9 protein-coding genes are annotated in these 12,393 nt (G+C 75.3%); 5 read left to right on the top strand and 4 right to left on the bottom strand.

The annotated features are described in order from the left end of the window. Positions 1-84 precede the first annotated feature (84 nt). From V5D56_RS02655 to V5D56_RS02640, 4 genes are all read left to right on the top strand, one after another. Positions 85-1,089 (top strand): hypothetical protein, encoded by a 1,005-nt coding sequence (locus V5D56_RS02655; RefSeq protein WP_435737520.1) that lies wholly within the window; start codon positions 85-87, stop codon positions 1,087-1,089. Further along, positions 1,089-2,855 carry an ABC transporter ATP-binding protein gene (locus V5D56_RS02650; protein WP_435737519.1) on the top strand — a complete coding sequence of 589 codons (1,767 nt, stop codon included), beginning with the start codon at positions 1,089-1,091 and terminating at the stop codon, positions 2,853-2,855. Before V5D56_RS02655 ends, V5D56_RS02650 begins: the two co-directional genes overlap by 1 nt. Then, positions 2,852-3,709, top strand: a complete 858-nt coding sequence (locus V5D56_RS02645) for an energy-coupling factor transporter transmembrane component T family protein (RefSeq protein ID WP_435737518.1) — start codon at positions 2,852-2,854, stop codon at positions 3,707-3,709. Before V5D56_RS02650 ends, V5D56_RS02645 begins: the two co-directional genes overlap by 4 nt. Before the next feature lie 96 nt (positions 3,710-3,805). Next, complete coding sequence (locus V5D56_RS02640; protein ID WP_435737517.1) at positions 3,806-4,498, top strand: hypothetical protein; 693 nt, start codon at positions 3,806-3,808, stop codon at positions 4,496-4,498. Here V5D56_RS02640 and V5D56_RS02635 read toward each other — a convergent pair. Further along, on the bottom strand, positions 4,489-5,295 hold the full coding sequence (locus tag V5D56_RS02635; protein ID WP_435737516.1) for an SDR family NAD(P)-dependent oxidoreductase: 807 nt from the start codon (positions 5,293-5,295) through the stop codon (positions 4,489-4,491). The genes V5D56_RS02640 and V5D56_RS02635 overlap by 10 nt on opposite strands. 153 nt (positions 5,296-5,448) lie before the next feature. Beyond that, positions 5,449-7,269 carry a hypothetical protein gene (locus V5D56_RS02630; protein ID WP_435737515.1) on the bottom strand — a complete coding sequence of 607 codons (1,821 nt, stop codon included), beginning with the start codon at positions 7,267-7,269 and terminating at the stop codon, positions 5,449-5,451. Between the two features lie 392 nt (positions 7,270-7,661). On the opposite strand from V5D56_RS02630, the gene V5D56_RS02625 reads away from it, so the two are divergent. Then, positions 7,662-10,676, top strand: coding sequence for an esterase-like activity of phytase family protein (locus V5D56_RS02625; RefSeq protein WP_435737514.1), 3,015 nt, complete (start codon positions 7,662-7,664; stop codon positions 10,674-10,676). Between the two features lie 218 nt (positions 10,677-10,894). Here the strand turns inward: V5D56_RS02625 and V5D56_RS02620 are convergent, their stop codons facing one another. Together V5D56_RS02620 and V5D56_RS02615 are read right to left on the bottom strand one after the other, a co-directional pair. Further along, complete coding sequence (locus V5D56_RS02620; RefSeq protein ID WP_435737513.1) at positions 10,895-11,998, bottom strand: pectinesterase family protein; 1,104 nt, start codon at positions 11,996-11,998, stop codon at positions 10,895-10,897. A gap of 157 nt (positions 11,999-12,155) precedes the next feature. After that, positions 12,156-12,371, bottom strand: coding sequence for a PspC domain-containing protein (locus V5D56_RS02615; RefSeq protein WP_435737512.1), 216 nt, complete (start codon positions 12,369-12,371; stop codon positions 12,156-12,158). Between the last annotated feature and the right edge of the window lie 22 nt (positions 12,372-12,393).

The following is a 12,393-nucleotide window of genomic DNA, read 5'->3' as shown; positions in this document are numbered from 1 at the left end:
CCGGCGTCACGACCACCATCACGTCACGACAGCACGTCACGACCACCAGCACCGACGAGCACCACCGACCCGAGGAAGGCCCTCATGACCGGCTCGCCGACCACCACGCCCCCCACGACCCCGACGTCGACCTCCCGCCCGTCCGTCCGCCGCCTCGTGCACGACCCGGACGGCATCTCCGGCTCGCAGAAGCTCATGATCCTCGTGCTGTCCATGACGCTGTACGGCGTCGCCGACATCGTCGCGGACATGCTCCCGTCGTTCGAGGTCGGGTCCTTCGAGGTCGAGATCGCCTACTTCGCCTTCATCCCCGTCGTCCTCGCGGCCCTGCTCACCCCGCTGTGGGTCGCGCTCGGCGTCGCGATCGGCGAGGCGATGATCGCCGACATGCTGCTCGGCAGCTTCGGCGGCTTCGGCGAGATCGAGGGCTTCCTCCAGATCTTCGTCGGCACGTACGTCGCGGGGTGCATCGTCCGCGACCCGCGCAACCGGCGTCAGCTCTTCTGGGCGGCGATCGCGCTCGTCTCGATCGACAAGGTGAGCTCCGCGGCCATCGACGTCGTGAAGGTCGTGGTCGGCGTCGACCCCGACGCGCTCGACGAGTCCGGCGGCACGCTGGGTGCCGTGGTCGTCGCGGAGAGCCTCGAGCTGCTCGGTGCGCTGCTCGTCACCGGCGTCCTGTTCGGCGGGCTCGCCGCGATGTGGCTGGCGCCGCGCCTCTACGGGAAGATCGAGCCGCTCATGGGGCTGCGACCGCGCGACCCGCAGAACCCGCCGCGCCTCGTCGGGCCGTGGGGCGTGAGCTTCTGGCTCGTCGCGGCGCTCGGCGTCGCCGCCGCGGCCGCCGTGGGCGTGCTGAGCCAGTGGGAGGACCACGCGGGTCGTGAGGATGCCGTGACGACGATCGGCTCGTTCGACGCGGAGCTCGTCGACACGTACGGCGACAACCTGCCGTGGGTCGCCGCCGTCGTGGGCCTGGTCGTCGGGCTGGCCGTGGTCGTGGCGATCGCCGCCGTCGTGAACCGACGACGCGACCGGGCCGCTGCGGGCGAGCGTGCGGACGACCAGACCCCGGGCGCCGGCCGCTGATGGGCACGCCGACCGCGGCCGTCGAGGTCGAGGGGCTGACGTTCCGGTACCCGGGAGCGGCGGACGACTCGCTGCGCGGCGTCGACCTGCGGATCGAGGCGGGCGACTTCGTGGCCGTGGTCGGCGGCAACGGCTCGGGCAAGACGACGCTGTGCAAGGCGTTCAACGGGCTCGTGCCGCACTTCTGGAACGGCGACCTGGCCGGGACGGTCCGCGTCTTCGGGCGAGAGACCGCGTCGCTGACCGTCGCCGACCTCGCGGACGACGTCGGGTACGTCTTCCAGGACTTCGGGAACCAGCTCGTGCGCCCCACCGTGCGCGACGACGTCGCGTTCGCGCCCCTGAACCTCGGCCGCGCCGACTGGGCGGCCCGCGCCGACGCCGCGCTGGACGTCCTCGGCCTGGGCCCGATCGCCGACCGCTACACGTGGCAGCTCTCCGGCGGGCAGCAGCACCTCGTGGCGCTCGCCGGCGCGATGGCGCTCGCGCCGCGCCTGCTCGTCGTCGACGAGCCCGCCGCCGAGGTCGACCCGGGCCGCGCCGCGGCGATCTACGACCACCTCGCGCTGCTCAACGAGCGCGGCGTGACCGTCGTCGTCGTCGAGCACCACGCCGAGCTCGTCGCCCGGTACGCGCGGTCGGTCGTGCTCATGGCCGACGGCGTGCCCCGGTGGCACCTGCCCGTCGCGGAGGCGATGAGCCGGACCGACGACCTCGCGGCGGCCGACATCCCCGCGCCGCAGGTGGTCGCGCTCGCCCGCGCGCTGGACCCCGCCGTCCGTGCGGGCGGGCCTCCGCCGCTCACGGTCACGGCGTGCGCCGCCGCGCTGGCGTCCGTCGCCGGCCCACCGGCGTCGAGCACGGGACCAGCCACCGCCGAGCACGGGATAGGCCACCGATCCACCGAGAATCCGGTGGCCGACCCCGTGCTCGGCAGCGAGGCCGCCGTCGTCGCGGAGCTCCGCGGCGTCACCCACGGCTACCGCACCGTCGCCGGGCCACGCTCCACCGTCCTCGACGGGCTCGACCTCACGCTGCACGACGGCGAGCGGGTCGCCCTCGTGGGGTCGAACGGCGCGGGGAAGTCGACGCTCCTGAGCCTGATGTCCGGGATCGCGCTGCCCCAGAGCGGGTCGATCACCGTCGACGGCCGCGACACCCGCACCACGACCGCGGCGGAGCTGTCCGACGCCGTGTGCTACCTGGTCCAGCGACCCGAGGAGATGTTCCTCCAGGACTCGGTCCGCGGCGACGTCGCGATGCACCCGCGCGGCCGGGGCGTCCCGGACGCCGACGAGCTCGTCGACCGCGTGCTCGAGCAGGTGCAGCTCACGGCGCTCGCCGACCGTGACGGTCGCCTGCTGTCCGGCGGGCAGCAGCGCCGCGCGGCGCTCGCCGTCGCCCTGGCCATGCGGCCTCGGCTGCTGCTCCTCGACGAGCCGACGTCCAGCCTCGACCTGCGCTCGCGCGACGACGTCATCGCGATGCTCGCGGCCCTCTCCGCGCACATCCGCTGCACCGTGGTCGCGACGCACGACATGCACCTCGTCGCCGAGTGGGCCGACCGCGTCGTCGTGCTGCACGAGGGCCGCGTGCTCGCCGACACCGACCCCGCGACCCTGTTCGCCTCACCCGTCGTGCTCGCCGCCGCCCGCCTCGTCCCGCCGCAGGTGTCGCAGGTGGGTGCCGCGCTGGGGGTCGTCCCCGTGCCGATGACCGTCGACGAGCTGGTCCGCCGGCTCGCCCCCGTGGAGGTGCCCGCATGACCGCCGCACCGCTCGTCGTCGCCCCGGGAGGTACGGAGGCGCGGGAGGGCCGGCGCAGGACCGGGTTCGACCGCGCGTCGGTCGAGTGGGTCGTGCTCGAGCTCATGCGCGTCGCGTACGCCACGCGCGGCGGGTTCCTCGCCCGGCGCGACCCGCGCGCCGTCGTGCTCTGGTACGCGGTGTGCGCCGTCGTGCCGTGGTTCACCTACGACCTGCGGGTGCTGGGCGCGTTCTTCGTCCTCGCGCTGGGCTGCGCGCTCGCGGCGCGGATCGGACCGCTGCTGCTCGGCCTGTTCGTGCTCGGGACGGTCGGTGAGCTCGTCTACGTCCTCGTGCTGGCGTTCGTGCTCGACGGCGACCTGGGCGCCCTCGTCGGTCTCGCCCAGGCGTTCCTCAAGCTGAGCACCGTGTCGCTGGTGAGCATGGCGGCGTTCGTCTCGCTCGACCCGGAGAAGATCTCGGACGCCCTGCTCGCCCTGCGGCTGCCCGCCATCCTCGGGTTCGCCGTGAGCTACGGGTACCGCATGGTGCCCGTGCTGGTCGAGGAGTTCCGCACGATCGTCGATGGCCACCGGATGCGCGGCGCCCCGCCGCGCGGCCACGGCTTCCTCGGGTGGCGCACGGTCGTGCGCGGCGCCTCCATCGCCGTGCAGGCGTTCTACCCGCTCGTCCTCAACACCGCGAAGCGCACGCGCACCACGGTGGAGGCGCTGGAGACGCGCGGCTTCACGTCCGCGTCGCGCGACGGCGCGGGTCGCCGCCTGCGGTTGGCCCACCTGCGGTACACGGCGGGCGACGCGGTCCTGATCGGCGTCACGGTCGCCGTCGTCGTGGCGGTGCTCGTGCTCCTGTGACGCCCGGCCGGACGGCCGAGCTGCTCACGACGGCGCTCTCGTCCCGGACCTGTTCTCGACCGTGCGGGCGGGCGAGGGTGGTGCGACCGTGGCGGCGTGGCAGGAGCGATCGAGGAAGCCGTCGTCCGACCGGTCGGGACGGCGCTCGCGGCGGCGACCGGCGCGATGGCCCGTGCGCTGGGCCGTCGGCCGCTCCACCCCCGGGGCGTGCTGCTGCGCGCCACCCTCGTCGTCGCCGAGGACGAGGCCGGAGCGGTCGCCGTGCCGCAGGGACGGACGGACGCCCTGGTGCGGGTGTCCCTCGCGGTGGGCCTGCCGCGGGGCTGTCCGGACGTCGTCGGACTCGCCGTGCGGTGGACCGACGGCGGTGCGCCCCAGGACGTGCTGTTCTCGTCCGCGGGGAGCGGGCGCGTCACGCGCTACGTCCTCGCGCCGCGACGACGCCTCATGCACGGCGCCTTCTCCACGCTCATGCCGCTGCGCTCGCCGCACGGCCCCGTCGTGCTCGGGCTGCGCCCGGACCCGGGCGCCACGCGGGCACGGGGGACACCCGTCCTCGAGGTCCTCGAGGCGTCACCGATCGGGCCGTGGCGGCGGTTCGGCGCGATCGAGCTGCACGGTCCGCCGGCCGGGACGACGCGCGACGGCGACGACCCCGCGGTCCGGTTCGACCCCACCCGCAACGCACCTCGCCTCCTGGGCACGTACGCGTGGGAGGACGCCCTGCGCGCGCCGGTGTACGCCGCGGCCCGCCGCGGGTCCCTCGTCCGGGACGACGGTCAGTCGTAGGCCGTCCACGGGTCCGACCGGACGCGCTCGTCCACCGCCGTCGCGTCCGTGCCGATGACGACCCGCCACTCGCCGCGCCCCACCGCCTCGACGATCGCCGTCGCCGCGGCCGCGCTCGTCACGGGCTGGTAGTCCGCGAACAGCGCGCCGAGCGCGCGCCGCCACGTCCGCGGTGGGGACGGCATCCGGGTGCGGACGTGACCGGGCAGGACGAGCACGGCGGACAGGTGCGGCGCGTTCGCGCGGAAGTCGACGAGCAGTGACTCGGTGAAGCCCCGCACGGCGAACTTCGCCGTCGAGTAGGCGCTGTGCGGGGTCCTCGGCCCGAGGCTCGCCCACAGCCCGCTGACCGACGACATGTTGACGACGACGCCCTGGTCGGCCGCCAGCAGCATCGGCAGGAACGCCCGTGTGCAGTGGTACGTCCCGAGCCAGGAGACGTCGAACGTCCGCTCCCACTCCGCCTGCGGGCTCCTGACGAACGACGTCCCGCCCACGACCCCGGCGTTGTTCACCACGAGGTGGACCGTGTCGGTCGCGTGCTGCGTCGCCACCTCGTCGCGGAAGCGGTCGACCGCCCCCACGTCGGAGACGTCCACCTCGTGGCTCGTCACCCGGACGGCCGGGTCGAGGGACCGTGCCCGCCGCACGGTCGCCGCCAGCCGCTCGCCGTCGACGTCGCAGACCGCGACGTGCGCGCCACGACGGACGAGCTCGAGCGCCACGTCGCGCCCGATCCCCGACGCGCCCCCCGTCACGACGGCGAGGCGGTTCTCGAAGCTCTCGAAGGCGGCCACGGCGCCCACTCTGCCAACCGCGTGGTGAGCCGTCGCGCACGACACGGCGACGAGGGAAAGGGGCGGTGGTCCCGGTGCCCTGTCGCACCGCGACCACCGCCCCGCGAGGGCGGCACCGTCGACGTGAAGCCGCCCTCGGGCTCTGACGGTGCGTCAGGCCTGGAGACGACGCCGCAGGCCGAGGCCGATCCCGGCGACGCCCGCGAGGACGCTCCCGCCGAGCAGCGCCGACGCGCCGACCGAGAGCTTGCCGGCGGGGGAGTCCTCGACCTCGGTCCTGAGCTCCGTCGTCCCGGCCTGGAGCGTGCCCGTGCCGTCGGACAGCGTCTTCGCGCCGTCGGCGATCTTCGTGCTGCCGTCGCTCAGGTCCGACGCGCCGTCGGCGAGCGTCGTCGTGCCATCGTGGAGGGTCGCGGAGCCGTCGGCGAGCGCCGCATTGCCCTCGGCGAGCGTCGTCGCGCCGGTCGAGAGGGTCAGGAGGCCGCCCTGGAGCCGCAGCGTCCCGTCCTCGAGGCGCGTGGTCCCGGCGAACAGGTCGCCGGTGCCCGTGGCGAGCCTCGCCGCGCCGTCGCGGAGGTCGCCCGCACCGTCAGCGGCACGGAGGGTCCCCGCCTTGAGCTCGACGGCGCCGTCGGAGAGCTGACCGGTCCCCTCGGCCACCCGAGCCGCCCCGGCGCTGAGCTCGCCCGTCTTCGCATCGAGCGTCGCGGCGCCGGCCTCGAGCTCGCCGATCTTCGCGTCGAGGGTCGCCGCACCGCCCGAGAGCCTCTGGACGCCCGCCGCGAGGTCGGTGTCGATCCCCGCGCGCAGCTGCCGGACGCCGGCACCGAGTCCCGGTGACTTCGCCGTGCCCTCGCCCAGCCCGGCCTCCAGCCGGGCCAGCCCGACCGACAGGCCGGGCTTCTCCTCCGTCCCTGCGCCGAGACCGGCGGTGAGCTGGTCGATCCCGCCGCCGACCTGGCGCGCACCCGCGGCGATCGCGCCGGCACCGCCCGCGATCTGCGCCGTATACCCGGGATTCTCGGTCGTGCCGTTGCCCAGCGCACGGACCGTGCCGGCGAGCGTCGCGAGGGTCTCGGGCGTCGCCGCGACCTTCCCGCTCGCGAGCGCGTCGAGCGTCGCGGCGACGTCGTCCATGCCCTTCCCGACGCCCTGCGCCGACGTCTGGAGCGTCGTCGCGGAGGTGTCGAGCGACGTGGCGCCGTCCCGGACCGCGCCGGCACCTGCGATCAGCTGCCCGACGCCGGCCTGCAGCTGGTCGACGCCGCCCTGGGCCTGCGCGACACCGCCGGCGAGGCGCTCGGCGCCGTCCGAGAGCCGGCCCTGACCCGCCGCGAGGTCCCCGACGCCGCCGCCGAGCTGGTCCCGGACGCCCGCACGGAGAGCGGTCGTCCCGGCAGCGAGGGTGCCCGCACCGTCGGAGATCTTGCCCGCGCCGTCCGCCAGCACCGACGCACCGTCCGCGGCGGTGACGGCACCCGCGCTGAGCCGACCGGCACCGGCGTCGAGGTCGGCGGCGCCCGCAGCGAGCCGGGACGCCCCGGCGGCGGCGTCCCCGGCACCGGCGGCCAGCTGTGCCGCGCCGTCGTTCAGCTCGTCCGCTCCGGCGGCGAGCTCGGTCGCGCCGTCGAGCGCGGTGGTGCCACCGGCGGCGAGCTGGGCCGCACCGTCCGAGGCCTTCTGGGCCCCGGCGGTGAGCTCGGCGGCCCCGTCCTCCAGGTCGCCCGCCCCCGTCGCGAGGCGGACGGCTCCGGCCTGGGCCGTGGCGGTGCCGTCGGCGAGCTCGGCGGCGCCGCTGTCGAGGCGGGAGGCGCCGTCGTCGAGCCGGGTGGCGCCGTCGGCGACCCGGCCGTTGAAGACGAGGAGGTAGGCGACGAGACCGCCCACCAGCAGCGCCAGCACCACGAGGGCGACGGACGTGAGGACGGTGTGGGCGCGGGACGGTCGGGTGGCGGCGTGCAGCGTGGTCGGCATGGTCGTCCTTCCTCGCGCCCGGCGTCGTCGCCGGGCGGTCGGGAGCGGGGAGGGAGGCCCGGGGAGGTGGGCCACCGGACGTCCGCCCCCTTTGGCGGGACGCCGGGTATCAGGTAAATCTCGATCGACGCTAGCAACGCGACCGCCACCGAGGACAGCCAGTAGCAGATAGATCGGCCTACACAACCCGTCACGATTCGGTCACGGGGGCGGAGTATCCAGTACTTGGTCGGCGACGACGTCGCCCGCGGCAACCGACGTCGTCCACCGGCGGTGGACGGTGCCGTGGATTGTTCACCACGACGTCACCCGCAGGTCCCGCACCGGACGCCCGGGCGCCACGCGACGCCAGGACGCTCTGCTCGGCCCGTACGACCCGCCGAAGGAGACCCATGCCACCGACCACCGCGCGCACCGGCACCCGCCGCTCGCGCCTCGCCGCGCTCGTCGCCACCGGCGCCGCGCTCACCCTGGGGCTGGGCGCGGTCCCCGCCCTGGCCGCCGCGCCGTCGGGCACGGGGACGCAGGGGGCGCAGCAGGCACGGCTGCCCCTCGCCCGCGCGGTCGCTTCCACCTGGACGCCCCCCGCCGCGGACGAGACGTTCCACCGCCTCGCCACGTACCCGGTCTTCGAGAACCGCCCGAGCGGCGCCGCGGTCGAGGACGCGACGGTCGCGGAGATCTCGGCGGTGAGCGAGGACGGGAAGACGGTCGTGCACACCGACGCCGCCGCGCGCCGCATCGGGTTCCTCGACATCTCCGACCCGAGCGCGCCGCGGGGCCTCGGCACGCTGAGCCTCGCCGAGCTCGGCTCCGAGCACGACGAGCCCACCTCCGTGGCGATCGTGGGCGGCTACGTGCTCGTCGTGGTCGACACCTCGGAGAGCTTCGTCGACGCGAGCGGTCGACTCGACGTCGTGGACCTCGAGACCCGGACGAAGGTGACGTCCTTCGAGCTCGGCGGGCAGCCGGACTCGATCGTCGTCACGCCCGACGGGAAGCACGCGGTCGTCGCGATGGAGAACCAGCGCGACGAGGAGGCGACGCCCGAGGGCGCGGACGAGGGCGACCTGCCGCAGCTTCCCGCCGGGTTCCTGCAGATCCTCGACCTGCCGGGCGACGACCCGGCCGACTGGTCGACGCGCCCCGTGCCGCTCGTCGCCGAGGACGGTTCGGCCCTGCCGCTGCTCGTCGAGGCAGGCCTCGACACGCCGCAGGACCCGGAGCCCGAGTACGTCGCGGTCGACCCTGCGGGGACGACGGTCGCGGTGACGCTCCAGGAGAACAACGGGGTCGTGCTCGTCGACGTCGCGTCGGGCGAGCTCGAGGGCGCGTTCTCGGCGGGCACCGCGTCGGTCGAGGGCATCGACACGGTGGAGGACGACGTCATCGACCTCACCGGCTCGATCACCGACGTCCCGCGCGAGCCCGACGCGATCGGCTGGATCGACGACACGCACGTGGCGACCGCCGACGAGGGCGACTGGAAGGGCGGCTCGCGCGGCTGGACCGTGTTCGACACGACGTCCGGCGAGGTCGTGTGGGAGGCCGGTGCCGAGATGGAGCACCTCGCCGCGCGCGTCGGCGTGCACGACGAGAGCCGCACGGAGAACAAGGGCACGGAGCCCGAGGGCCTGACGGTCGCGACGTTCGGCGGGACGCGCTACGCGTTCGTCGGGTCGGAGCGCTCGAACGTCGTCGCCGTCTACGACGTCACGGATGCCACCGCGCCCCGGTTCGTGCAGGTGCTCGCGACGACGAACGGGCCGGAGGGCCTGCTCGTCGTGCCGGAGCGCGACCTGCTCGTCGTGTCGAGCGAGGAGGACGACGCCGAGGCGGGCGTGCGGTCGGCCGTCACCGTGTTCGGCTTCGGCGAGCGGTGGGCCGACGCCGCGGGGTCGCCGCAGTTCCCGAGCGTCGTCTCGGCGGACGCGACCGAGGGTGACGCCGCGGGCACGCCGATCGGGTGGGGCGCGCTCGGCGCGCTCACCGCCGACCCGGCCGATCCCCAGCGCCTGTGGACGGCGACCGACGCCGCGTACGCGGTGACGCAGCTCCTGTCGCTCGACGTCAGCGCCTACGGCGACGGGTCGCCCGCGGTGATCGACCGGTCCGTGACGCTCACGGCCGACGGCGAGCCCGTCGGCCTGGACGTCGAGGGCCTCGCGGCACGTCCCGGCGGCGGGTTCTGGCTCGCCGTCGAGGGCGCGTCGGGCGCGGAGAACGCGCTGGTCCTGGCGGACGCCGACGGGGCTGTTGCCGAGACCGTCGCGCTGCCCGACGACGTCGCCGCAGGCCTCGGCAAGCAGGGCCTGGAAGGCGTCGCGGTCCAGGGCTCGGGCGATACGGAGCAGGTGTGGGTCGCGCTCCAGCGCGGCCTGACGACCGACGAGGGCGGCACGGCGGGCACCGCGCGCCTCGGCCGGTACGACGTCGCGACCGGCACGTGGGACTGGTTCGCCTACCCGCTCGAGAAGACCGCGACGTCGGGCGACTGGATGGGCCTCAGCGAGGTCGCGGCCGTCGACGACGACACCCTCGCCGTGATCGAGCGCGACAAGCTCAACGGTCCGGCCGCTGCGGTGAAGCGCGTCTACGCGGTCGACGTCCCCCAGACGGCGGTGGGCGCGGCGTCGTCCACCCCGGTCGCGGTGACGAAGGAGCTCGCGCACGATGTGCTGCCCGACCTGCGCGCCACCAACGGCTGGACGCAGGAGAAGCTCGAGGGCCTGACGGTCGCGGGCGACGGCACGGTCTACGCCGTCACCGACAACGACGGGCTGTCCGACGCGACGGGCGAGACCGTGCTCCTCGGCCTCGGTGACGCGGCCGACGTGTTCGCGGGTCACCTCGACCCGACCGACCCGGGCGGGCCCGGGCCCGGCGAGCCCGGTGGCGAGACGCCGGGTGCGGGCGAGGAGCCGCCGTCGCCCCCGCTGCACACGGTCGACGCCGACGACCTCACCGACGCCAACCACGGCGGCGTGACGCTCTCGCCGAGCACCGCGCGCCCGGGCCAGCAGGTCACGGCCACCGCCGAGGGCTTCGCACCGGGGGAGTGGGTCTCCGCGACGCTGTTCTCCACGCCCTCCGAGCTCGGGACGTTCCGCGCGGACGCCGACGGCGTGCTCACCGCGACGGTGACGGTCCCGGCCGACGTCACGGCGGGCACGCACCGGTTCGCGATCGTCGGCCAGGTCGACGGCCGCGTCCTGTGGACGGAGCTCGAGGTGCTGGCCGACGCCTCCGCAGGCGGCTCGGGCGGGGACGACGGCGCCGGGTCGCCGGGCGGTCTCGCCACGACGGGCGCGCACGTGGGCGCCCTGGTCGGCCTCGCGATCGTCCTGGTCGCGGGCGGCGTCACCATCGTCGTCGCCCGCCGCCGCATGCGCCGCATCCCCGGGTAGGCCACGCGATCGGAGCGGGACGGGCGCCCTGGTGGTACGCCGTCGGTGCTCGGGCTGGCCGCGCCGTCACCCTGGTCTTTCGGCCATGGGTGGCCGCGCGCGGCTTCTACGCCCTTCGCATCCGACGTCGCCCCACCAGGGCTCGCTCCCTCGCACCGACGGCGCACCACCAGGGCGGGGCGGGGGCGGCGACCCGAGGGCGGTCGCGGTTCCGAGGCTCAGCGGTCGTACGGCGCCCAGCCGTCGTCGCCCGCGAGGTACGCCTCGGGCGTGTGCGCACGGGCCTCGGCGCGGGAGAGCTGGGGTCGCCCGGCCCCGGTGAGCGCTCCGGGGCCCCGGTTGCCGTGCTCGGCGTTGCTGCCCGGGACCCAGTCGAACCCGGACATGGTGGTCCACACGTCGTCGCGCTTCAGGTGAGCGCCGAGCCAGGAGTCGCGGACCACGACCCGCGGGTCGGTGTCGGGGTTGCTGCTCGGGTGCCACGGCCGGCCGAGGAAGTACGAGCCGCGGTCGGCGTCGGTGTCGAACCGCGACCCGACCACGAGGAACCCGTGGGAGAACCCGGACGACGTGCTCGGCGCGAACACGTAGCCCGACGGCGTGCTGGCGCGGCGCAGCGCCTTGATGCGTGAGTCCTCGATGACGGCGGTCGCGCGGCCGAAGATGAAGTCGACGTCGCCCTCCACGTACGAGCCGGTGATGTAGACGCGTGCCGCGACGTCGACGCTCGGGGTGTCCAGGTAGAGCGTGTCCTGGTTGCCGAGGAACCGGACGTCGTCGAAGACCACCCGGTCGGCGCGGGTCTTCACCGCGACGGCCTGGTGGCCGGAGAGCTCCGGGTGCGCGGCCTCGTCGAACGCGTTCTCGAACGTGACGTGCCGCGCCTCGAAGCCCGCTCCGGAGACGGTCACGGTCGCACTGCCGGTCGTGCCCCACGTGCCGCCCTCGGGCTTCGGGGTCCCTGCGGCGCGGTCGTCGGTGATGACGACGTCCTCGGGGTCGCCGGTCGACCCGACGAGCAGCAGGTTGGTCCGGTCGGCGGGGATGTCGACGCGCCCGTGGTAGGTCCCCGGCCGGACCAGGATCCTGACCGGCTCCGTGGAGTGCGCGGGCGCGAGGTCGACGGCGCCCTGGATCGTCGTGACGTCCCCGGACCCGTCGGCGGCGATGGCGATCCGGGGTGCGGGCTCGGGGGGTCGCGGCGCGGCCGCAGCGGCCGACGCGGGCACGAGGAGGAGGGCTCCTGCGGCGAGCGCCACGGGCAGCGGGAAGCGGCGGCCACGGGCGCTGCGGCGGGACGAGGACGGGTGCGGGCTGGGCAAGGCTGTGCCTCCTGGGATCAGCGGGTCAGCATCGACCCGGGCGGCTCCTCGGCGGTGAGAAACCGGTTCCCCAGATAGTGGCACCCGCCCCGACGCGGGACAAGTCGCGCGTCGGGGCGCGCCGTCGGACGTGGCGGCCGGGCTCGATCGCCGTCGTTCAGTCGCGGTCGTTCGGCATGAGGAGCCACAGCACGAGGTACGCCAGGACCTGGGGCCCCGGCAGCAGGAGCGACACGACCGTCACGACGCGCACGGCCGTCGTGCTCCAGCCGAAGCGGCGCGCGACCCCCGCGCACACGCCGGCGATCATGCGGCCCTGGCGCGGGCGCGAGAGCGTGGCGGAGTTTCCGGAGGAGGCTGCAGGAGTGCTCATGCCCTCGACGCTACGACCGCTC

The organism is Cellulosimicrobium sp. PMB13, assembly GCF_051294865.1.
GTDB lineage: Bacteria > Actinomycetota > Actinomycetes > Actinomycetales > Cellulomonadaceae > Cellulosimicrobium.
Note: the sequence above shows the minus strand (reverse complement) of the source record. Positions and strands in the feature narration are given on the sequence as shown.